Here is a 22,926-nt window from a genome sequence, read left to right as displayed (position 1 = left end):
TGGCCGCCCGCGCGCGATCGAAGAAACCGGGTTTTTATGATTTCTACCGACAGTAACAAAGTCTGTCGCAAAAACCCGGTTTCTCGCCACCTACAATCAAAATCAAAAATAAAACAACTGCTAACAGCAAAAGCTATCAACAGTTGTTTTATATATTCAATGCGGATGGCGAGACTCGAACTCGCAAGGACATAATGCCACACGCACCTCAAGCGTGCGCGTATACCAATTCCGCCACATCCGCTCTTTCTGGCAAGTCTCCGGGAGTTTTGGGTTGCGAGTTAAAGATTCACGCCTGTGAAATCTGTGACCCTGAACTTCCGACTGTTCCTTTTGCACCGCCGATTTCCAACGATAGCACAACTACCAGCAAAATGTAAAATAAATTTTTGTGAACAATTTCTGAAAAACGATTATCCAGAACATACCGAAAGGCATTATTGTACAGAATATTGAGTGAATTAAGCAGCGAAGATGGGGTTCTCGAAAATTTTAATCGCTAATCGGGGGGAAATCGCCCTCCGCATACTGCGCACGTGCGAGGAAATGGGGATTGCCACGGTCGCCGTTCACTCCACCGTAGACAAACAGGCCCTGCACGTCCAGTTGGCTGACGAAGCCGTTTGCATCGGCCCCCCCACCAGCAGCAAAAGCTATTTAAACATCCCTAACATCATCTCGGCAGCCCTGACGCGCAACGCCGCAGCCATTCACCCCGGTTACGGCTTCCTCGCCGAAAACGCCCGATTTGCCGAAATCTGCGCCGACCATCAAATTACTTTCATCGGCCCGTCTCCGGCAGCCATGCGGGCGATGGGCGACAAATCCACCGCCAAAGAAACCATGCAGCGGGTGAAAGTCCCCACAGTTCCCGGTAGCGGCGGATTGCTGGCAGACGAAGATGAGGCTTTGTCGATCGCCCGCGACATCGGCTATCCTGTGATGGTCAAAGCCACCGCCGGCGGAGGAGGCCGCGGCATGAGGCTAGTCAGAGAAGCATCCGAACTCCCCAAACTCTTTCATGCAGCCCAAGGCGAAGCCGATGCAGCATTCGGAAACCCCGGAGTTTACCTCGAAAAATTCATCGAAAAGCCCCGCCACATCGAAATCCAAATCCTCGCCGACAACTACGGTAACGTCATCCACCTCGGCGAGAGAGACTGTTCGATTCAGCGCCGACACCAAAAACTCCTGGAAGAAGCGCCGAGTCCCGCCCTCACCCAGAAACTCCGAGATCAAATGGGTCACGCCGCCGTCGCCGCAGCCAAAGCCATCAACTACACTGGTGCTGGTACTGTCGAATTTTTGCTTGACAAATCGGGCAAGTTCTACTTCATGGAAATGAACACCCGGATTCAAGTGGAACATCCCGTGACGGAGATGATTACAGGCATGGATTTGATAGCCGAACAAATTCGCATCGCCCAAGGCGAAAAACTGCAAATCAAGCAAAACCAAGTGATTCTCAGCGGGCACGCCATTGAGTGCCGGATCAATGCTGAAGATCCCGATCGCAATTTCCGGCCACACCCCGGCAGAATCAGCGGTTATTTGCCTCCCGGCGGCCCCGGGGTGCGGATGGACTCTCACGTTTACACTGATTACGAAATACCTGCTTACTACGATTCTTTAATCGGTAAAGTAATTGTCTGGGGGCGCGATCGACCTACCGCCATCCGCAGGATGAAACGGGCCTTGCGGGAATGCGCCATCACCGGCGTCCCCACTACCCTCAGCTTCCACCAAAAAATCCTCGATAGCCCCGAATTTCTCAGTGGCGAGGTTTACACGAATTTCGTGGAACAGTTCATGAACCAAAACGGTTAGTAGTCATTAGTCATTAGTCATTAGTCATTAGTCATTAGTCATTAGTCATTAGTCATTAGTCATTAGTCATCCGTCATCCGTCATCCGTCATCACTTTAGTCTGGGACGCACGGGTGTCGAGAAACCGGGTTTTTTCTGCAAAAGATGCGCTAAAACCCGCAGATCGGGTAAAAAACCCGGTTTCTAGCCCCCTCGAGTGCGATCGCCAACTGGCAATAAACATCTACTAATTACCAATGACTATTGACCAATGACCAATGACCAATGACCAATGACCAATGACCAATGACCAATGACCAATGACCAATGACCAATGACCAATGACCAATGACCAATGCCCAATGCCCCATGCCCAATGCCCCATGCCCACTGACTCTTACATCATCATCGTCAAGATGCCTTGCTGGCCGAGCATCATTTCCCGCAGCAAGCTACAGATACCGACCCAAATAATCGGTGTAATGTCCACTCCGCCGATCGGCGGTACAATCTTTCTAGTTACGGCTAAAAAAGGTTCCGTCGGCCAAGCAATCAGACTCAACGGCAACTTGCTGAGGTTCACCTCGGGATACCAAGTCAGAACGATCCGAAAAATAAATAGCAAAGTCATCAACACTAGAACAGAGCCCAGAATCCAACTTGCAACGGTAATACCAGTCATGGGTCTTATCTCGAAATCTTAAGTTTTGTTAAGTCAACCTTTCATAATTTTAACCGTTTCACGGGTGCGATCGAACAGAATTAGCAGAATTTTTGCGCTCCCACCGCCCGGATGGAAAGAGTTAGAGGGTTTGAGGGTGCGAGGCTTCGAGTTTTCGAGGGTAAAAATATTGCTTCTGCGACCACATCCATTGCAAAATCCGTTGCCGAACTTCTCCCTGAGAACTGACTGCTGATAAAATTAATAAAAATCAAATTGTTGTAACAAAGGTCTTGAATTTATGACTCCTTCACTCGCGAACTTTTTGTACAGCCTGCTGGTGGGCGTTTCGGTAGTAGTGATTCCAGCAACCATCGCCCTGATCTTTATCAGCCAAAAAGACAAAATCAAGCGCACCTAAAAAATCGGCGGATTTCTAAGTCCGGCGCGCGAGTCAATTTTGGGCTAAACGTCGGGCATTTCCCCGCTTGCGAAACCTCGGCTACCAGCAACTGTGAAGGCAAAACCTTCGGTTGACGGCTCTGCTGAGGTTTTTTCCCGTTAAACTCATTATTATAAGGTGCGCTTCCCTTTTCTGAAAGCCTGACCGGACGCTGCCCTGTGAAAGCACAGTCGGGATAACAGACTTATTGATAGATGTAAAATCTAACTCGCTAACATAGGAAAGACATAGGAGATAGGCTAATGGTCAATTTAGGATTGAACTTGAGCAGCCTGTTAGGGATCATCCTAGCAGTAGCAGGGGCAGGACTGTACTTTCTGCGATCGTGGCGTCCCAAACTAGCCCGAGACCACGATATTTTTTTCGCAGCAGTCGGCTTGCTGTGTGGCGGTATTCTGTTATTTCAAGGATGGCGGCTTGACCCTATTCTGGCATTCGGTCAATTTCTGCTTGCAGGTTCCGCCATATTTTTTGCAGCCGAAAGCATTAAACTGCGCGGCGCGACCACAGCCCAAGCTAAAAGTCGCTCCCAATACGTAGATGAAGAGCGACCTGTCAGCAACGCCTACGCTTACGACGGCTACGATAACGATTTCGACCAGATAGAACCAGAGGAAGACTACCCCCAGCGTCCCCGGATTAGAGGTAGTCAAGACAATCGTTCCTCGCGCGAAGCCTACGACGATGAGCCCCGCCGCCGTCCTGCGTCGAATCGTAACGGTAGCGCTAACACATCTAGAGAGTCGATCGATCGATCGCCCTCGCGCAAACGTCCAGCCCGCCCAGAAGCCCCGCCAGCCCAAGGCTCTGACAACTGGGACGTTTCAGACAACCCCGAAGAAAGACCGGCCCGCAGCCGCAGCAACCGCCCCCCAACTTCGGAAAACCGCAGTTCAGACGCGCCGCCGAGAACCAAAAAACCCCGTCCTGCGGAAGCATCCAGGTCTCGCCCCAGCAACCGCGACGTGGAAGCACCACCGTCAGACTACGTGGAGTATCGACCAGTGGAATACCCGGAAGACCAACCGGATAGTTCCCCCAATTTCGACAAATAGGCAAAGATAAGTAGGTGGGTGAAACTAAACATTTCTCCCGCCAGCAAGGCAAAAAATCAAGTTCCGTTTGATGACCATCTACTTATTCTCAGATATTAGAATGTTTAAATAACTATAAAATAAGATTTCAAAGGCAGCTCACTGAAGTAAAATACAAAATACCAATAAAAGCTAATAAAAAAACTATTTAAATATATTTAATAGTATGCCTATAAAATAACCCTTGTCAGGTTCGTAGTGAGGACTTTAGTCCTTCTGATTGCGGACTAAAGTCCTCACTACAAACCTATTGTGGTTTTTGCGGATTCAAGTTCTCACTACGAACCTGAAGAATTTTTTCGGACTAAAGTCCTTACTACGAACCTGTGCGATCGCAGAAAATACAACCTGCGGAACCAACCAAAAGTACAATAGTCTCAAATCTCAAATCTCAAATCTCAAATCAGCAATATGCCATTACTAGAAATAGGAGATCCGGCGCCTTGGTTTTCCATTGCTTCGACAAATAACCCCTTATTTCATTTCTCGATGGCTGCCGGTCGGCGAGTCGTGCTGTTTTTCTTTGCCAGCGCAGGTTTTGAACAAATCCAAGCTATGCTCAAAAAGTTTCAAGAGCTTTCAGAAGAATTCAAGACTTTGCAAGTACCGCTGTTTGGAGTGAGCATAGATGCAGCAGACAAAGAACAAAACAGAGCGACAACAATTGCTCCGTCATTCATCTTTTTCTGGGACTTCGACAAAAAAGTCAGCCAGCAGTACGGTGTTTGCCGAGATGTCGAACAAAATGGATTTACCGGAGTTCACTATGCACCCCAAACTTTTGTTCTCAACGAAAATCTTCAGGTAATTAACATTTTACCGATGGGTGAAAGCGACCAACACCCCCAGCAAGTATTTGATTTTATCAAAACTTTGCCCCCAATTGAGGAACCCAGACCCGCGACTCGGCACGCCCCGGTGTTGGTAATTCCTAACGTTTTGGACAAAGAATTTTGCCGCAGTTTGATCGATATATACAAAGCTGACGGCGGCAGCCCCTCAGGTTTTATGAGGCAAATAGATGGGAAAACTGTTGGCATTGACGACGAGAATTTCAAGAAACGCCGAGATTATTTTATTAAAGACGAGAATTTGCAGCGACAATTGAGTGCGATTATTCTGCGCAGGGTGGTGCCGGAAGTAGAAAAAGCTTTCCAATTTACAATCACCAGGTTTGAACGGTATTTGATAGCTTGTTACGATGCTCAAAGCGGCGGTTATTTTCAGGCGCACCGCGACAATACGAGCAAAGGTACGCTGCACCGCAGGTTTGCGATGACTTTGAACTTGAATGTGGGCGAGTACACGGGGGGATTTTTGCGGTTCCCGGAGTACGCACCGCACGCTTATAAAGGGGATTCTGGCACGGCGATTATTTTTTCGTGTTCTCTGCTGCATGAAGCGACGGCGATGATTAGCGGGCAGCGTTTTGCTTTGCTGTCCTTTTTTTACGACGATGAGGATGCTTTGGTGCGGGACGCTAATTTTAAGTATGTCGCCGATCGCCCGCAGGATTCTAGAATTGCCGAAACTGCTGGATAATCGTAGTTTACCAACAAAAAAACTGGCCCAGGAGATCGACCAATTCTTTCAAAACCCAGCCGCCAAGAAATCTCGAAGCAATCTCAAGCTAAAATTTTGACTACCCTTGCGCAAGTCCTAAAATAATTACAGGCGGTAGTTAGCAGTTAGCCCGAAAACCTAACTGCTACCTGCTGATAGTTAAAAAATACTAATTCACGATTATGAATTTCAAACTTCTAAGTTTAGCGGTATCAGGAATTTTAACTGTTGGGGTTGCAGCCAGCGCTGCTGCGGTTGTTAAGGTGCCCCCGGGGCGGCCGGAGGCAAATTTAACGGAATTTAACTCGGTGCGTTCCCCAGGTGCGATCGCCGAAAATGCCGAAGAACAAACCAATATTCGAGTCTACGAAAAAGCCAGTCCGGCGGTTGTTAGCATCGATACGGGTAAATCTAACGGTAGCGGCACAATTATCAGCCCCGACGGCATGGTGTTAACCAACGCCCACGTTGTTTCAGCAGGCGGTACCGTAAATATAATTCTGTCAGACGGCAGAAAACTTGTCGCCGATGTGGTCGGATTCGGGGAAGAAGGTTTAGACTTAGCCGTGGTGAAGATTCGCGATCAAAACAATTTACCCACAATTCCTTTAGCCCGTCCCGGTTCGGTGAAAGTCGGACAACAAGCATTTGCGATCGGCAATCCTTTCGGTCGATTTCAAGGTACTTTTACAGTCGGAATCGTCAGCCGCATCGACCCGCAGGGGGGCTTAATTCAAACCGACGCCGCCATCAATCCCGGCAATTCAGGAGGCCCGCTGCTCAACAGTTCTGGAGAATTAATCGGCGTCAATACTTCTATTTTTACTCGCGGTCAGGGCGGAGGCAATATCGGTATCGGTTTTGCAATTTCAGTAGACAAAGTGCCCGCTTTCCTGACAGCGGTGCGAGAAGGACGAGCTCCCCGCGTTGCCCAAAGGCGATCGCCCTTTGGCAACAAATCACCTCAAAAAGTTGCGTTAAACGGGCCCGCCGTCACTGGCAAACTTACCGACAAGTCTGGCGTTCTGCCCGCAGACAACAGCTTTTTTGACCTCTACTCCTTTGAGGGAAGAGCAGGCCAGGAAATCACAATAGAAATGAAAAGTCAAGAGATTGACCCTTATTTAATTTTGCTCGGGCCCAACCAGCGGGAAATCGCCCAAGATGATAACGGAGCGGGCAGTAAAAACGCCAGAATTACAGTCAGGCTGCCAGCAGATGGCACTTACACGTTACTGGCAAATTCCAACGAAGCTAGGCAGTCGGGGGCTTATACGTTAGAACTGAAAGCGAGTGCTCCTACCCAGCCTTCTCGGGCGATTTTGCAAGAAGAAGGCGCTTTAGTCGCAGGTGGCCCGGTATTGCCCTCTGATAACAGTCTGTATCGCGAGTATACTTTTGAAGGTCGATCGGGTCAGTCTGTAACAATTTCCCTCGAAAGTACAGATTTCGATCCCTACGTGGCTATCTTTGGCCCTAACGGCCGATTAGTGTCAGAAAATGACGATGCGAGCGATTCGACTAAAAATGCGTTTCTGAGTCTTACTTTGCCCGCTACGGGTCGCTACCGCGTGATTGTTAATGCTTACGATGCTTCAGGTCGGGGTCGTTACAGTCTAACTATCCGTTGAAAATTGGTAATTGGTAATTGGGAATGGGTAATTGGGAATTGGGAATTGGGAATTTGGAATTGGTAATTGGTAATTGGTAATTGCTTCCAATGACAAATGTTAACTGAGAACTGTCAACTGTTAACTGAGAGAGGGCGGGCACTCTTGGCACCGCCCCAACTGTCAACTGACACAGGTCAACTGACACAGGTCAACTGTCACAGGTCAACTGACACAGGTCAATTGTCACAGGTCAACTGTCAACTCTTCCTTCGTTGCAAATCGAGGTAATTCATGCGTCAAGTTAGATTTTGGGCGCTCGCGCCAATTGCTCTCCTAGCCACTTTTTCTAGCAAGCCGACTTTCTCGGTTACCCTGTCAAATTCAAGTGGAGTTACTAACAGCAGTTCCACCCTAATTTCAGCAGAATTTCCTAAAAATTCACATGATGCGAGTCATGCTGGCAAAGGTATTTTAGCTCAAGCAAGCCCCAAGCCGTCGCCATCTCCGTCGCCATCACCACAGAGTTCGCCAACTCAGACCCCAACTGTACAACCTGCGCCGAGTCCTGCTGGGGGCTCGTCTAAGGTCATTTTAGAGCAAAATGGAGAACTCACCCCTGCTAAGTCTTCTGTACTCCCCTCGGACAGCAGTTTGTACGACGAGTATACCTTTGAAGGCACTCAGGGTCAGAAAGTGGTTGTTACCGTAGAAAGTACCGAGTTTGATACTTATCTCGCTATTCTTAACTCCCAGGGCGAACTACTTGGAGAAAATGATGACGTCACGCAGCAAAATTCCAATTCTGAGCTGACTGTTACCTTGTCTGCTAGCGGTCGCTACCGCGTCATTGTCAATGCTTACGATCCACCTCCAAAAGGTAGAGGGAAGTACAGTTTGACAGTCCGTGAAGTAACTGGAAATTAATTGGCCCGAAATCGAGGATCTATTTCTATAATTCCTTGAGTGGCGGGTTGCTTGCCCTGCCTGACAAGTACAGGTTAAATTATCTCCAACAACTTAACTCGATTTCCGCTTGTGACAAGCTGGGATGCTGGTGAAAAATGGATAATTATCTATTTTTTAACCAGCTTTTGTTATGAAGAGGATTTATATAGCACAATACGCTTGGGTTAATACTCTTTATGCTTGGAGATCCCCCTCGCATACCCCCTACTCCCCCGCATCGTTGCGGGGACTTTAAGAGCATTCTTCCCCCTTGATTCGGGGGAGTAGGGGGCAAGTTAAGGGGGGAGCGGTCGATCGTGAACTCTATTGATTTATATCATGTCTGGTAAATTACCGGGAGCGAGGTTTTTGAGCGTTCGGAATGCGAGTCCTGATGATCTGAGGACTCGCATTCCAAACGATCAAACCAATTTTATTGTGTTGTTTGAGGAGACATGATATTACGCAATCAGTGGCTATCCACCGAGTTATTCTGAATTTAACGCAGGCCCAGCCAGGTGAAAAAATCCTGGCGGGTGAAAAATTCTAGCAGCAAAAGTCCCACGAATCCCACCATCGCAAATCGTCCGTTGATTTGTTCGGCGTAGGCATTCCAGCCAAAGGCTGGTTCTGCTGGTTTTGGGGTATTTGGGGTTGTCGGTTTTGGGGATGGAGGAGTTTTAGCAGTCATTTACAAGTTTTGAGTTGCGAGTTTTGAGTAAGGATTTTTTGGGAAGCTTTGCGATCGCACAACTTCTAATTTACAAGGAAAATGACAGCCGATCGCTAATCTGCCGACTTTTCTAAACTTTGCACCGATTCGATCAGATTTCGCACGGTTTCGGTACATTCTGAAGCCTCAAAAGACAGCGGGAATTTGCCGCGGGCGATCATTCTCAAACCCAACGGGCCCAGACTCAGCAAACCTTGAACGTCGCGGAAGTAGTTTCCGACTACTTCGATGCCAAATTTGCGCTCGTCTATCCAGCCGCCTTCTTTGACGAGCTCGATCAAGACTTTGCGGTGGCGGATCGATCGACTGGCTTGGTCGTCTTTGCGATCGAGAATCTCCTGTTTAATCTTACCAATTTGATCCATCGGCGCAACTTCCATCGGACAAACCGAGTTGCAGTAGTAACACCGGGTGCAGCCCCAGACGCCTGCGGTACCTTCGTTGTATTTTTCGAGCCGATTTTCGGTTTCGCTATCGCGGGAATCGGCGATCGTGCGGTAAGCTTTGGCGAGGGCGTGGGGGCCGACAAATTCCGGGTTAACTTCCCGGGCGTTGCACTCAGAATAGCACGCGCCGCAGAGGATGCAGTTGCCGGTTTGGTCGAGTTTCGATCGCTCTTCGGGAGTTTGCAGAAATTCCCGTTCGGGAATTGCTCGCGAGGCGGTGCTAACATAAGGTTCAACAGCTTCTAGGTTATCCCAAAAACTGGTCATATCAACAACCAAATCTTTGATGACTGGCATATTTCCCATGGGGGCGACGGTAATTTCTGGGATGAAATCAGCAGGCTGTTCTGCTGAACTCGAATGGGCTATTTTTTGCAATCTTGCGAGTTCGCTACCGACATTTTCTTTGCAAGCTAAGGCCGATCGCCCGTTAATTCGCATCGAACAACTGCCGCAAATTGTATTGCGGCAATTTTTGCGAAAAGCTAAAGTGCCGTCGTGTTCCCACTTGATGCTGTTGAGGCAGTCTAGGATGGTATTGCTTTCTTCCACGTCTAGGGTGTAAGTGTGAACGCGGGGAGCCTCGTTTTGATTTTGGCGGACTACGTTAAAGCGGACTTGCATATTTTGAGTGAAGAATTTAGTTTCTATTTTAAGCTAGATTTTCGGCTTATATAAAAAGCTATAGCCTTTCGATCTCTCATATGAGGTACTATAGGGCATAGGGCATAGGGCATAGGGCATAGGGCTATCCTCACTTTTTTGAGAACCGCTATATTAGTTTTTAACAACTACCTTAAGTAGTAGATTAAACAATTTTTATGATTGTTTGATAAACAGCAATAATCCTCAAGTTATAAATCCTTAATCGCAACTTTTAAAGCGGATTTTTTAGCTGATAATTGGAGAGACAAGTAATCGATCGATCGGTGCAGTTTGCCAGTCGGAGGTGCCTGATGTCCAGCTTGTTTGTTTTAACTTTCATGTTTTCAACGCCAGCGTTTTGTCTGGGTTTGGTAAATCCTCAATGGGTGGGACTGGGAACTCGCAAGCTATCTGTCGCTGTTTACGGCGTCTTGATGGTGGCTTCGTTTGTATTGGTTGGCATCGCAGCACCTAAACCGCCGCAGCCTATCTCCTCGGGGCGGATTGCCTCAACAGAACGGCCAGAATTTAGCGTGCACCTTTGCACTGAACGAGCGGGTGCTGCGCGCGCACCAGGCTCGAATGGCGCAGTTACCAGCAATTTTACCTGTTAGAGGCATATCCCGGCAGGGAATTGGCGCTCGATCTCGATCGAGACTCGATCGCTTGTGAAACGCTATAGCGGTTCTCAGAAAGATGAGGTACGACTGGCCTCCGTGGCCTCCGTGGCCTCCGTGGCCTCCGTGGCCTCCGTGGCCTCCGTGGGCATACCTCACCACGCGATCGAACCGCTATACCTTAGATTTGCACGCGCCCAAAGCCTCGGTTAATCCGTTGGCTTTTTTGGGTGATCGTACTGATTTGAACAGGGAAATCGATCGGCTAAGATCGTGTAACTGTTGAGCTTGCGGTAAAGAGTGCATCCATGACTTACAGCTTGAGAATTGTCGATTTGCCAACGAGTGAACGGCCGCGGGAACGGCTGATGGCCGGCGGCCCGAAAAGTTTGGCGACTGCGGAATTGATTGCGATTCTGCTCGGTACCGGTCAGGGAAAAGGCAAACTTTCGGCCGTCGGACTCGGACAATATATTTTAAATCAGTTGAGCTTGCATTCCCGTGACCCTCTGGGTGTGCTGCGCAGCATTAGCGTGCAGGAGTTGACGCAGATTCACGGGATCGGCCCTGCGAAGGCTACTTCGATTTTGGCTGCGGTGGAGTTGGGGAAGCGGGTATTTCAGTCGCGGCCGCCGGACATGGCGGTGGTTGACTCTCCGCAAGCTGCTGCGGATGCTCTGAGTCAGGATTTGATGTGGCAGTCTCAGGAACGTTTTGCTGTGGTGCTGCTGGATGTGAAAAATCGGCTGCTGGGAACTCAGGTAATTACGATCGGCACAGCTACCGAAACTTTAGCTCACCCCAGGGATATTTTTCGGGAGGTGATCCGCCTTGGGGCGACGCGGGCGATTATCTCGCACAATCACCCCTCCGGGAGTGTAGAGCCGAGCCCGGAGGATATTGCTTTGACGCGGCAGTTGCTGGCGGGAGCACAGTTTTTGTCGATTCCGCTGCTCGATCACTTGATTTTAGGAAATGGCGATTTTCGGAGCTTGCGGCAGACGACTACGCTTTGGGAAGAGTATCCTCAGGGCGATTGAACTATTATACTTAACTAACTCGATTGCTATCATTAGTTATTTGTATCTTTGGGCTATCCGACGCCTGAATCAGCCGTCACAGCAGGAGATTTGGGGGGCTGGAGTCCCGGATGACAGCGTGTTTTGGCTGAATGTCGCTGCTGATACTTAGTTTCGATCGCAACTCGGTTAATCTAGTATAAGTAGGCTGAAGAGGTCGCTAATTCGATTTTTTTTCAGCATACTAAACTTATACTGAACCAACACCTAAAAGCCCAATGCTTAAGAAATTATTAAATTGGGTGTAAAATACACGGTGTGGTGATAGGAGGAAAACTGTGTTTCTGAGACTTGCAGAACAACACCGTAAATTCGTCCAAGATTTGGTAATGAACCTCCAAGCTTTGGCGATCGTGCTAGAGCATCGAGGTTATCTGGCATCCTGCTACACTTGCGGGGGTCAGATGAACAGTGCCTCATTTATGGTCAGTTTGACGGACAACCATCTGATTCGATTTTTAGTGTCAGATTACGGTATCACTTGGACTGAGATGCGGGACGACCGCGAACTGATGAAACTAGAAGGTGCAGAAGCGATTAGTCAGTTACAAGAACTGGCAAATCTCGTAAAGTACCACATCCAACCTTCGGAAGCTACTGTAGCGACGGCGCAGCGAGTTTAACGATTGCACGGTTCCGAGGCAGGCTAAGCGCGAAAGTCAGTCGATTTGAGATTTTCCATTTTTCGATTTGAGATTCACTCCACAGATTAATCTGGGAGCAGGAACACGAGTCTAAAATTTTGATCTCTTCACCACTTAAGTCGGAGGCTTGTATCCGTTTTTGGGTGGTCGGTGCTTGTCTGCTACAACCGAATCCCCAGCTTTGTTAGTTGAGAGGATTCACAGGTGGCACAGCGATGGCAGCTCAATAGACAAGGATGCTTTCAGAGTGCCTTTATGCGCTCAGTTTAGCACTCAGTCGATCGAAGTCCGCCCGGGCTGACTGCATAGTTTATGGAAGAAGTCTCAAACTTGGAACCTCTAGTTTTTTTGCAGCAGTTGATTCTCCCTTGAGAGCGATTGGCAAAATCTAGAAGTGCGACTGCTCGTCGGCTACGATGTTAATTTCCCACTTTGGCATTCAAAAGTCAAGGAATTTAAATTAACTTTGAGTAGGCAGGTAAAATTTAACATCCAGAGTGAGGATGAGGCTGTGAAGATTGGGTGAAAAGCCACCCCGGGGTGTGACGTGCGGGCGAATTGCGTTTATTTTTGCTTGTCGATTTAGCGGATAAGGCTAATAATTAACTTGAAACAGCATCGCTGCTGTAAAAATCTCACAGCCGGCTTTAGCCGGCTAAGTTTTGTGTAAATATAGGCTTTTTGGCAATGTTTGGCTTTATAGCAAAACTCCTGCCGTCGGGCCGTCGGGCCGTCGGGCCGTCGGGCCGTCGGGCCGTCGGGCCGTCAGAAGCCAGAAGCAATAAAAGCTCATGTTTTAGCAATTCGAGAACGTCCTCACCTTCGGGCGCGGTTGCAGTCTGGTTAAATTGTTGTTTGAAGTGGGCGATCGCAGTTGCTACACTAAATATTTTATAATATCTTAATAATTAGTCCAAAAATATTTATCGCCAAGCTGGGAATCAAAATCAAATGGTCAATGTAAGCGAACTTCTAGAACCCATCGCCAGTCAATTTCGCAGCCTGGGAATTCCCGAACCGATTACCCATTGGGGACATCCTGTCATGATGGGGATTGTGGTTGTGGCGATGGGCAGTTTTGTCGGGTATACAGGATGGCAGGGACGTTTGGCCGCCGATAAGGATGTTGCGCTCAAAAGTCGATCGGATCACCGCAAGCTAGCACCGTGGATGTTTCTGTTTCTAGCTTTAGGCTATACAGGCGGCTTGCTGTCGCTGGTAATGCAGCACAAGCCTGTTATGGAAAGCCCGCATTTTTGGACGGGTTCGGGAGTGCTGGTTTTGCTGGCTGCTGGAAGCTTGATTTCGCTGACGGGTTTTGGAGGCAATAAGCTGGCACTGCGCGCGGTTCACGCTTATTTGGGCACGACGGCTTTAGCACTGATGGTGCTGCACGCTGCTTTCGGTTTAAAATTGGGTTTGTCGATTTAATGTAGTACCAGTCTTTTTTCATTGAGATACAGCAGATTCCAGGTAAGTAGGTCGGTGCACAGATAGAGGACACGGCAGTGCCGTTTCCCTAACGGGAGCGATCGCTCTGACGGTGTACTTCATCAACGTGGAATCTGCCGTATTAATTGCGCTAACCATGGCTTTTCTTGATTCTGCCCAATGCCTTGTTTTGCCTGTTTTGCCAATGCCCTGTTTTGCCAATGCGGCCTGTTTTGCCAATGCGGCCTGTTTTGCCAATGCCCAATGACTAATGACTTCTTCCATGCCCTGTTTTGCCAATGCCCTGTTTTGCCAATGCGGCCAATGCGGCCAATGCGGCCAATGCGGCCAATGCGGCCAATGCGGCCAATGCGGCCAATGCGGCCAATGCGGCCCATGCCCCATGCCCCATGCCCCATTCCCAATGACTTCTTCCATACTTGCTAATTAATGAATCAAGCAACGGGTGTCATTTTCTGTCTTGCCTACATTGTAGGATTGATTTCTACAGGGTTTTCCTGGGGTAGATATGGGATACTTGCTTTGGGAATAGCGGTCGCGTTCGCCGTACCGAAATTGTTATTAAGGTATACTAGGAATTCTCTCAAAAATACTAAGAAAAGACGCAGCCGAACCAAAAAAGATTCTATTGAAGAACCCTTAGAGACGAGGGAAGAATTGAGCTGGTGGGAGAGGCTGCCGAGAGCAAAATGGGTGTGGGCTGTGGCAGGTTTGCTGGCATTTCTAGCTAGTGTTTATTTTGCAGTTCGATCGCCCCAACCGGCAATGAATGACATCAGCAAACTGATTCCCGTTGGCGGAAACACTCAAGAAGTGGCGGTGACAGTTCGCGGTAGACTGGCTAGTACGCCCCGATTAACTCGAAGTGGTCGATCGCAATTTTGGCTAGACACAGATGTAGTTAGCGAAATCAACGGCGGCGAAGGAGGAGTAGTCGTCAACCGCCCAGTATCCGGCAAACTCTACGTTACAGTTCCCCTGCTGCAAGCAACGGGCTTGTACGCCGACAATACGATCGCAGTTGTGGGATCGTTGTACAAACCACAGCCGCCGTCGAATCCAGGGGCTTTTGATTTTCAAGCATATTTAGCCGGACAAGGGGCTTTTGCAGGGCTCAAAGGGCGTCAGATTGACTGGAAGAGAGAAAATGCGATCGCCGATGTCAATCGACTTAACAGCAACACGGCTGCTTTCTGGGAGTCAACCGGGATGCAGCCGTCGCCAATTCAAGCGATGCGGATGCGGATTGTGCGATCGCAACTATCGCAGTTAAATGTTCCCTCTGGGCCGCTGATCAGTGCGATCGCCCTGGGCAAACAAGCAGTTGATTTACCTTACAACATCCGCGACTCTTTTGTGCAAGCTGGATTGGCACACGCGATCGCAGCTTCCGGCACTCAAGTTTCGATGGTTTTGGGTTTAGTTCTAGCTTTAACCAGGCGTTTTTCCAAACAGTTACAATTTGGTTTTGGCGTCGGTTCTTTATTTTTGCTCGTCGGATTAACAGGCTTTGAAGCTTCAATCTGCCGCGCCGCCTTGATGGGATTTGGCACATTATTTGCTTTGCTGCTAAGTCGCGAAGTTAAGCCGCTGGGATTGCTGTTAATCGCTGGGACTATTTTACTGTTAGTTAACCCTTTGTGGATTTGGGATTTAGGTTTTCAACTGAGTTTTTTGGCAACTTTGGGGTTAGTGGTGACAGCGCCGCCGCTGATGGCAAAGTTGGACTGGATGCCTCCGGCGATCGCTTCAATTCTTGTGGTTCCCATCGCCGCTTCAGTTTGGGTGCTGCCACTGCTACTTTACGTTTTTAGTGTGGTATCACCTTACAGCATTTTAGTCAATATTATTGCGGCTCCTTTGCTGTGGATTTTGAGTATTGGCGGGATGGTTAGCGCTTTAGCTGGATTGATTTTTCCGCCGGCTGGGAGTGTGTTAGCGCAACTGCTTGACTATCCGGCGAAGGGGTTAATTGCGATCGCCCAATATTTCTCGCAATTGCCAGGTAATTCGGTAGCTGTCGGTCAAGTATCGGTGTTTCAGCTAATCGCGCTTTATAGTTTAATCTGCTGGGTTTGGCTGGGAGGAAGTTCGGCAACGGATTCTGTAGCGGATTTAACGGATGTAACGGATAGAAGGAAAAAGTCCGAGGGAAAAGGGAAACAGGAAGATAGAAGAGGGAAACAGGAATTAGGAAAAGGCAAGAATCAAGGAAAGGGGAGAGGGAAGAAAGGGAAAAGCCGAGTTTTTGCGCTGCGGATTTCTTCGGCTTGGATTTTACCGCTGGCGCTGATGGCGGGAATTAGTATCATAGTTTTACCAGCTTGGCACGTTCAAGCATCTTTGTTTCAAGTTACTTTACTGGCGACGACATCTGATGAACCAGTTTTAGTGATTCAAGATCAGGGAAAAGTGGCGCTAATTAATAGCGGTGATGAAAATACTGTGCGGTTTACTGTATTGCCTTTTTTGCAGCAGCAAGGAGTTAATTCTGTGAATTTTGCGATCGCCACTCACGGTCATTTAGGTTTGAGCGGCGGTTGGGGAAAATTACTAGAACGCTTGCCAATTAAAACATTTTATGATAATAACGCTCCCAAACAAATTCACCGCGGCAGCAATCAGGAATTTATGACGGCTGTGCAATCTCGCCACGGCGTTTACTTTCCTTTAGAAACTAACAGCAAAATCGATCTGGGTTCGGCGCGGTTGCAGTTGGTGGATGCGGAAACCCCGGTGGTAGAATTGCTGGTGGGCGATTCCCTTCGGGATAGCTTCGCCGCGCGTACTTGGTTGCTTGTCGGTGAAATGACACCGGAAGCGCAAAAAAAATTGGCAGCCACGGGAACATTAAAGCCGGCTCAAGTGCTGTGGTGGTCGGGAAAAACCCTGACAGCCGAGTTATTGAGCGCAGTTGGGCCGCAAGTGGCGATCGCATCTTCAGACGAAATCGACCCAGAAACCGCTGCCCAACTGCGCCAAAGCAAAACCCAGATTTTCTGGACAGGGCGCGACGGAGCTCTTCAGTGGACGCCAACAGGCGGATTTAAGACGACTCTGGAATCGGAAGAAAATCAAACTTCTTTTCTTTAAGCATTTACAATGTGGCGCACCGTGAGGTAAGATACTTGTAGCTCGCATCTCAAGTCAATTGGAGAGGTGGCAGAGCGGTTGAATGCGGTAGACTCGAAATCTACTTTAGGGGCAACCTTAACGTGGGTTCAAATCCCACCCTCTCCGTACATTCCTTACTCCACAAGGCTTTGACGCTATCAGCTTTCTGAGCCACAGGTGCAGTTTTATAGGCAGTGGTATACAAAAGTGGTATATGCACCACTGCGGTATATACCACTTTTTTGTTTTTAGTTCACTTGTTCACCGAAAGGGTCATCGGTCAAGACAGCAGTATCGCTAAAATCGCCTCTACGTCCGCCAAGTCTGTCTTCGACTTTTTCCGTTTGCCTTTCAATTGGTTAAGTAGCTTGGCTGCTTCTATTTTTGACAAATCGGTTCCGACCGTTGCCGAGTTCTCTGATTGAGTTAGCGATCGGTATGTTGCAAGCTCTGCGTCCTGCTACCCATTTGAGTATATGTTTGGCACAGCCGATGTGCGCTCGTAAAAAGTTTGTTGTGTCAATAGCCGATCGCCTGCGATGTTAAAACAGCCGCCGCCGGTTGTCAGCTAGCCATCAGGGGTTATCCTGATTGACACTCTCAGCTCGCTCAGAGACTGAGATTCTTGGAAGAATCGATAGATTCCCAAAGGCATTGTCAAGATGCCTCTACACGCTCCACTATTGCTAGTATTGCGCTTACTTTTTTGCTTTCAAGAGTTCAGACACTTTCGCCAGATAGGTACGCTCCCCATGCTGCTATTGCTTGTTTGCCCAATTCCAGTCATGCTGGGGGTGAGGCAAATCAGGAATTGCACCTTACTAGGAATGGTTCAGCACGTAGTCGAGTTCTCTTACTCAAGCAACAATTATAGCAGAAATGCCACGGGGACTAAAGTCCCACGAGCCGCTTTCCTCTGTGCTCTTTCGTAGACTGAGCTTCCCGCATACCGCACTTTTTCTGTTGTGATCAGGCTAGTTTCGGACAGGTTTGGATAATGTTCCCAGCAACTCTATTTCATATTCCCCAAAATTTAATGCTATTACTCGACCGCAGCGCGATCGACCGATTAAAGCCTGTATTGGCGCAAGCCACCGGAATGCCGATCGTTGCATCGGAAAATACCGCAACAATTGCACTCCTATTGGTTGCTCTGTTAATTCTGGGTTGGGGATTTTATCGCGCCAGACCTTTTGGCAAACTGGGAATTTTGGCTTGGTTGCAGTCAGTGACGCTGATGAGTCCCTGGCTGCTGTTCTTTAGTTTGTTCGCCGCCGGGATTTACCTCAATCTAGTTGCAGTATTGTTGCTGCTCGTGGCATCCACGGGATTGTACATTTATCTGGGCAGGCAATTGCGTCAGGCCGCAGCCGAAGCAATGCTGGAGTCGCGTCGTGCTGAGGTAAAATCCCAAAGTGATGGCAGCTCCGCCCCAAACGAACAGCCGGCACCAGCCAAAGAAATCATTAAAATCGTCACATCGCCTGCAACTAATGAATTAGAAATAATTCCCGTTCCAGTGGACGACCTCAAGGCAATTAAAGGCATCTTTGGGATCGATACTTTCTTTGCCACAGAAACGATTCCTTATCAAGATGGGGTAATCTTGAAAGGCAATCTCCGAGGAGACCCCGAACAAGTACACTCGCGTTTGACGGCAAGTTTGCAAGAAAGATTAAACGATCGCTACCGCCTGTTTTTAGTAGAAAATCAGGACGACAAGCCGGTAGTTATTATCTTGCCCAGCACAAACGACCCGCAGCCAACTACCCTATCTCAAAAAATCCTCGCAGTCGTGCTGCTGCTGGTAACAATTGCTACTAGCTTGGAAACAGGCGGTTTGCTGCTGGGTTTCGATTTCTTTAACTCGCCTGGTAGATATCTAGAAGTTCTGCCAATTGCGGCGGGAATTTGGGCGGTTTTAGGCTCAGGCGAAATTGCTCGCCGAGTGCTGGCAAATCGGTACAAGGTTGGCTTGAGTTGGCCTTTTTTTATACCAACTTTCCAGATAGGTTCTTTTGGGGCGATCGACCGTTTTGAGTCGCTGCTCCCCAACCGTCAAGTTTTGTTTGACATCGCTTTTGCGGGGTCAGCCGCTGGGGGAATAATTTCTCTGCTGATGCTGGTAACGGGTTTGCTGCTTTCTCACCCCGGCAGTTTGTTTCAAATTCCCGCAGAATATTTCAAGGGTTCGGTTTTGGTGGGAACTTTGGCAAAAGTGGTTTTGGGTTCGGCCTTGCTGCAGCAGATTGTTGACGTTCACCCGCTGGTAGTTATCGGTTGGTTGGGCTTGGTAATCACGGCGATTAATTTGATGCCGGCGGGACAGTTGGACGGGGGTAGAATCGTGCAAGCAATCTACGGGCGGAAAATTGCCAGTCGCGCTACTTTGGCGACGTTTGTGGTGCTGGCGATCGCTTCTTTAGTTAATCAGGCGGCTCTGTATTGGGCGATCGTGATTCTGATTTTACAGCGGAATCTGGAGCGGCCGAGCCTCAACGAGCTGACTGAGCCTGACGATGCTCGCGCAGCTTTGGGTTTGTTGGCTTTGTTCTTGATGATTTCTGTACTGTTGCCGTTGACTCCGGCTTTAGCTGGGCGTTTAGGAATTGGAAACTAATCATCAGATTATTGGTGGGCTGGGTGCGCTTGGGCGCACCCCAGATATTTCTAAATTGACCTAATTGAAAAGCTCGGAATTTGTTTAAACTTAATTTAGCAAGTAAAAATCACTGATCTGAGCATTTAGGCTAAAGTTATGGTTAATCAACTTCCTCCTGTATTAGTAACTTTTGATGCGGATGTTTTGATGGCTGGCAGAACCCAAGTTTGGCAAGAATATGCCAAGGTGGGAAGTTGCTATCTCCCGGAAGTAGTGTATGACGAAATAGATTATCTGACAGGGAAAGCGGTAGAAAAAGCTCAAGAGCAAGTGGCTAGAGAGTTTATGCGCTTTTTTGCAGACAGTGGCTGGATTGTGACTGATGCTCAAGAAACGCATCGGGGCCTAGAACCCTCGATTAAAAATCAAAGCGCACAAGCAATGCTAGTCGTAGCTACAGCTCAGTGCGTTTACGGTTTAGCTCAGGAACACCCCGATTCACTGGTGGTTTTTGTGTCCAACAGTCAGCCTCTGCTGAAGCGGATAGCTTCTGTGGGGGCTGCGAATCTGTGCGGGATTACTGCGGCGATGCTGTTAAATTGGGCGAGGAAAGGGGAACGCCCGCCGGCGGCGACTCAGCAATTGCAAAGTTTGATGCGGACGATCGCCGATCGCCAATCAACTCAACGCTCTAACAGCAAAATTCAAAATGCTGCTGTTGGGAAAACCGCGACTTCTGCTAGCAAGTTAACGACGCGCGGCGCTTCTGAGTTAAAGTCGCCCAGCACTTCTACTAAAACTAATCAAACGGGGTTGAGTGGGAGTCCCCGTGCGAGTTCGCGCGCCAAAAAGCCGGTGCGCAGTCGCGAGGAGTCCAAAGATTACGAGCCGGCTGTATATCGCATGAAACATATTACGCCTCCGAAAAAAAGGGACAGTAGTTTTCTGTCTGGTGCGTTCAATCTGTTGGGAGCGTTATTTTTCTTGACTGTAGCGGTGGGTATTTTGTGGCGAGTGTTTGATGTTAATGGTTTTAGAAAGACTTTTGTGCCAGCTCTACCGAAGCCTGTGCAACAATTTGTTAAGTCGATCGACCCTAAATGATCTGGTGTTCAAAAAATTCTGCATTCTACCTTCAATAATGACTCTAACACCCGTTTCAAAAAAGAATGCAACTGGCTTAGAAGCTCCAAACCCTGATACCATAAGTCATCCACATCGAAAATCTCAAATCCGAAATCTAAAATGGTATAACCCTCGACAGCAAGTAGCAAAAGTCTGTGATAGCCTTAATCTGAAATTGCCAACCAGGTTGACTGCAAACTATTCGCAGATTGGGAGCATATAAAAATGAGCGAAAAAACATTAGGGGAATTAGATTTTACATCTTTGCGCGATCGCAAATTTTTTCCTTCTCCTGTGGCTTGGGAAGACCAAGTGCTGTATTTTTTAATGCTCGATCGCTTCTCAGACGGCACAGAAAACGGTTATAAGGACGATCGGGGAAAAGTCGTCACCAGCGGGACTACTCCGATGTTTACCCCCTCAGATAGCGGGAATGCGATTAAAACCCCAGAAGAGGCGCAGCAGTGGCGGGAAGCTGGCGTCCAATGGCTGGGAGGAACTCTCAAAGGACTGACAAGTAAAATTGGCTACTTGAAACGCTTGGGCGTGACAGCGCTGTGGGTAAGCCCGATTTTTAAACAAGTTGCTTTTCAAGAAAGCTATCACGGTTACGGCATTCAAAATTTCCTGGATGTCGATCGTCATTTCGGGAGTCGCGAAGATTTGAAAGAACTCGTGGAAACCGCCCACCAAAACGGCATCTACGTGATTCTAGATATCATTCTCAACCATGTTGGGGATGTATTTACTTACGATGCTGACAACACTTTTTGGCCCGGGCCCTATGCAGTGAAAGGATTTAACGACAAAGAAGGCAAACCGACTATTCCTTTTAGGGCGATCGATTTAGCAAAATATCCCGAAGCTTTCCCAGACGGAGCAATTTGGCCGGCCGAATTTCAAGAGCCATCCAGTTATAACAAAAAAGGTTACATCAGGAATTGGGATAATTACCCTGAGTATGTAGAAGGAGATTTTTTCGATCTCAAAGATATCCATACAGGTGAAGGAAGCACTGATTTTTACCAACCTTCTGAGGCGCTAGTAAATCTGTGCGAAGCTTACAAGTTTTGGATGGCTTATGCAGATATCGATGGATTTCGAGTTGATACAGTCAAGCACGTGGATTTGGGTGCAACTCGGTTATTTGCGGAAATTATCCACGAATTTGCTCAGTTAATTGGTAAGGAAAATTTTTACTTGATCGGCGAGATTACCGGAGGGCGCCAACAAGCATTTTATACATTAGAAGTGACTGGTTTGAATGCGGCTTTAGGAATTAGCGAAATCCCCGATCGCCTCGCCTACATGGTAAAAGGATATCGCGATCCCAATCTTTATTTTTCTTTGTTCCGCAACTCTCTGCTGCTGCAAAAAGAATCTCACGTTTGGTTTAAGAATAAAGTGGTCACGATGTTTGACGACCACGACATGGTAGAAAAAGGCAACCACAAAGCGCGTTTTTGTGCCAGTGAAAACGGTGAAAAGGTAGTATTAAACGCTTTAGCTCTGAATGCGACGACTTTGGGAATTCCTTGCATTTATTACGGTACAGAACAGTGTTTTAATGGCGCGGGAGATAGCGACCGCTACATTAGAGAGACCATGTTTGGTGGCAAATTTGGCTCTTTTGAAAGTCGAGACAGGCACTTTTTTAATGAAGACAATCCGGTTTATCGAGAATTAGCAAAAATTCTGGAAATCCGCCAGCAAAAAATCACTTTGCGCCGGGGACGGCAATATTTGCGACCAATTTCGGGTAATGGTAAAGATTTTGGTTTGCCACAAATGGTGGGAAACGAGATTCGATCCGTGGTGCCTTGGTCGCGTTTGTTGGACAAAGATGAGATGGTTTTGGCAATTAATACCAATTACGAGCGATCGCTGACAGTTTGGGTAAATATCGACTACAATTTACACCAAGTTGGGGACAGTTTTAAGTGCATTTACTCCACGGACAGCGTGCAAATTAACAGTATAATTCAGGTTGAGGACATACAGAGAAAATGTATTTCGCTGACTGTACCGGAGGCTGGATTTGTAATTTACGAGCAAGTGAAAGTTAAAAGTTAAGATATTTCTGAGTTATTAAATTTTATCATTTATGAGGTTTGTAGTGAGGACTTCAGTCCGCATCAAAAATAAGAGGACTGAAGTCCGAACAACGATCCAACCTATTGTATAGCGGTTATTCGAGCAATAATCCGGACAGTTTTTTGGGGTGGTGGCTGAAACGGTCATTTTACCGTTAAGATTTCAGCCTGTGAGGAAGCTGGAACCCTTATTATACCGTTCGCGCTGAAAAATTGTCCGGACAATTGTTC

Annotated in this window: 20 protein-coding genes and 2 tRNA genes; 15 read left to right on the top strand and 7 right to left on the bottom strand. The window is 48.0% G+C overall.

The window, feature by feature from the left end:
• Positions 1–160: 160 nt before the first annotated feature.
• Positions 161–244 (bottom strand) — tRNA-Leu (locus tag QUB64_RS20310).
• A 230-nt stretch (positions 245–474) separates the two neighbouring features.
• Here QUB64_RS20310 and accC point away from each other — a divergent pair.
• Positions 475–1,827 carry an acetyl-CoA carboxylase biotin carboxylase subunit gene (gene accC / locus QUB64_RS20305; protein ID WP_333278018.1) on the top strand — a complete coding sequence of 451 codons (1,353 nt, stop codon included), beginning with the start codon at positions 475–477 and terminating at the stop codon, positions 1,825–1,827.
• 226 nt (positions 1,828–2,053) lie between these two features.
• On the opposite strand, the gene QUB64_RS20300 is transcribed toward accC, so the two are convergent.
• Together QUB64_RS20300 and QUB64_RS20295 are read right to left on the bottom strand one after the other, a co-directional pair.
• Complete coding sequence (locus tag QUB64_RS20300) at positions 2,054–2,191, bottom strand: hypothetical protein (protein WP_333394176.1); 138 nt, start codon at positions 2,189–2,191, stop codon at positions 2,054–2,056.
• A 12-nt stretch (positions 2,192–2,203) separates the two neighbouring features.
• Positions 2,204–2,488, bottom strand: coding sequence for a YggT family protein (locus QUB64_RS20295; RefSeq protein ID WP_293125989.1), 285 nt, complete (start codon positions 2,486–2,488; stop codon positions 2,204–2,206).
• A 280-nt stretch (positions 2,489–2,768) separates the two neighbouring features.
• On the opposite strand from QUB64_RS20295, the gene psbX reads away from it, so the two are divergent.
• From psbX to QUB64_RS20275, 4 genes are all read left to right on the top strand, one after another.
• Positions 2,769–2,888, top strand: a complete 120-nt coding sequence (gene psbX / locus QUB64_RS20290; protein WP_333272427.1) for a photosystem II reaction center X protein — start codon at positions 2,769–2,771, stop codon at positions 2,886–2,888.
• Between the two features lie 284 nt (positions 2,889–3,172).
• Positions 3,173–3,985: a Ycf66 family protein gene (locus tag QUB64_RS20285; protein ID WP_333272425.1), complete on the top strand. Its 813-nt coding sequence runs from the start codon at positions 3,173–3,175 to the stop codon at positions 3,983–3,985.
• 450 nt (positions 3,986–4,435) lie between these two features.
• A complete protein-coding gene (locus tag QUB64_RS20280) occupies positions 4,436–5,566 on the top strand; it encodes a redoxin domain-containing protein (protein ID WP_333272423.1) in 1,131 nt (376 codons plus the stop codon).
• A 203-nt stretch (positions 5,567–5,769) separates the two neighbouring features.
• Positions 5,770–7,218, top strand: coding sequence for a trypsin-like peptidase domain-containing protein (locus QUB64_RS20275; protein WP_333272421.1), 1,449 nt, complete (start codon positions 5,770–5,772; stop codon positions 7,216–7,218).
• On the opposite strand, the gene QUB64_RS20270 is transcribed toward QUB64_RS20275, so the two are convergent.
• Positions 7,208–7,405, bottom strand: a complete 198-nt coding sequence (locus QUB64_RS20270; RefSeq protein WP_333272418.1) for a hypothetical protein — start codon at positions 7,403–7,405, stop codon at positions 7,208–7,210. The genes QUB64_RS20275 and QUB64_RS20270 overlap by 11 nt on opposite strands.
• Before the next feature lie 86 nt (positions 7,406–7,491).
• Here QUB64_RS20270 and QUB64_RS20265 point away from each other — a divergent pair, with 86 nt between their 5' ends.
• Positions 7,492–8,124 carry a pre-peptidase C-terminal domain-containing protein gene (locus QUB64_RS20265; RefSeq protein WP_333272416.1) on the top strand — a complete coding sequence of 211 codons (633 nt, stop codon included), beginning with the start codon at positions 7,492–7,494 and terminating at the stop codon, positions 8,122–8,124.
• A 520-nt stretch (positions 8,125–8,644) separates the two neighbouring features.
• Here the strand turns inward: QUB64_RS20265 and QUB64_RS20260 are convergent.
• Both QUB64_RS20260 and QUB64_RS20255 read right to left on the bottom strand, forming a co-directional pair.
• On the bottom strand, positions 8,645–8,836 hold the full coding sequence (locus QUB64_RS20260; RefSeq protein WP_333272413.1) for a chlorophyll a/b-binding protein: 192 nt from the start codon (positions 8,834–8,836) through the stop codon (positions 8,645–8,647).
• Positions 8,837–8,931: 95 nt separating this feature from the next.
• Entirely contained in the window at positions 8,932–9,948 is a 1,017-nt protein-coding gene (locus QUB64_RS20255) for a succinate dehydrogenase/fumarate reductase iron-sulfur subunit (RefSeq protein WP_333272410.1), read from the bottom strand.
• Between the two features lie 332 nt (positions 9,949–10,280).
• Here QUB64_RS20255 and QUB64_RS20250 point away from each other — a divergent pair, with 332 nt between their 5' ends.
• The 4 genes from QUB64_RS20250 (at position 10,281) to QUB64_RS20235 (ending at position 13,740) form a co-directional block, all read left to right on the top strand.
• Positions 10,281–10,583, top strand: a complete 303-nt coding sequence (locus tag QUB64_RS20250) for a hypothetical protein (protein ID WP_333272407.1) — start codon at positions 10,281–10,283, stop codon at positions 10,581–10,583.
• A gap of 311 nt (positions 10,584–10,894) precedes the next feature.
• On the top strand, positions 10,895–11,626 hold the full coding sequence (gene radC / locus QUB64_RS20245; protein WP_333272404.1) for a RadC family protein: 732 nt from the start codon (positions 10,895–10,897) through the stop codon (positions 11,624–11,626).
• Positions 11,627–11,943: 317 nt separating this feature from the next.
• On the top strand, positions 11,944–12,288 hold the full coding sequence (locus tag QUB64_RS20240; protein WP_333272401.1) for a DUF1815 family protein: 345 nt from the start codon (positions 11,944–11,946) through the stop codon (positions 12,286–12,288).
• 972 nt (positions 12,289–13,260) lie between these two features.
• Positions 13,261–13,740, top strand: coding sequence for a DUF4079 domain-containing protein (locus tag QUB64_RS20235; RefSeq protein ID WP_293256816.1), 480 nt, complete (start codon positions 13,261–13,263; stop codon positions 13,738–13,740).
• 18 nt (positions 13,741–13,758) lie between these two features.
• Here QUB64_RS20235 and QUB64_RS20230 read toward each other — a convergent pair whose 3' ends face one another.
• On the bottom strand, positions 13,759–14,178 hold the full coding sequence (locus QUB64_RS20230) for a hypothetical protein (RefSeq protein WP_333272396.1): 420 nt from the start codon (positions 14,176–14,178) through the stop codon (positions 13,759–13,761).
• A gap of 12 nt (positions 14,179–14,190) precedes the next feature.
• Between QUB64_RS20230 and QUB64_RS20225 the strand changes: the two genes are divergently transcribed.
• The 5 genes from QUB64_RS20225 (at position 14,191) to QUB64_RS20205 (ending at position 22,675) form a co-directional block, all read left to right on the top strand.
• Positions 14,191–16,854: a ComEC/Rec2 family competence protein gene (locus QUB64_RS20225; protein ID WP_333343214.1), complete on the top strand. Its 2,664-nt coding sequence runs from the start codon at positions 14,191–14,193 to the stop codon at positions 16,852–16,854.
• Between the two features lie 60 nt (positions 16,855–16,914).
• Positions 16,915–17,001: transfer RNA gene (locus QUB64_RS20220), tRNA-Ser, on the top strand.
• A 973-nt stretch (positions 17,002–17,974) separates the two neighbouring features.
• Positions 17,975–19,495, top strand: coding sequence for a site-2 protease family protein (locus tag QUB64_RS20215; RefSeq protein WP_442921682.1), 1,521 nt, complete (start codon positions 17,975–17,977; stop codon positions 19,493–19,495).
• A 138-nt stretch (positions 19,496–19,633) separates the two neighbouring features.
• Positions 19,634–20,581, top strand: a complete 948-nt coding sequence (locus QUB64_RS20210) for a PIN domain-containing protein (protein WP_333272388.1) — start codon at positions 19,634–19,636, stop codon at positions 20,579–20,581.
• 246 nt (positions 20,582–20,827) lie between these two features.
• Positions 20,828–22,675 carry an alpha-amylase family glycosyl hydrolase gene (locus QUB64_RS20205; protein ID WP_333272386.1) on the top strand — a complete coding sequence of 616 codons (1,848 nt, stop codon included), beginning with the start codon at positions 20,828–20,830 and terminating at the stop codon, positions 22,673–22,675.
• Positions 22,676–22,926: the final 251 nt, after the last annotated feature.

Origin of the sequence: Microcoleus sp. Aus8_D2 (assembly GCF_036702665.1) — a bacterium.
Classification (GTDB): domain Bacteria; phylum Cyanobacteriota; class Cyanobacteriia; order Cyanobacteriales; family Microcoleaceae; genus Microcoleus.
Note: the sequence above shows the minus strand (reverse complement) of the source record. Positions and strands in the feature narration are given on the sequence as shown.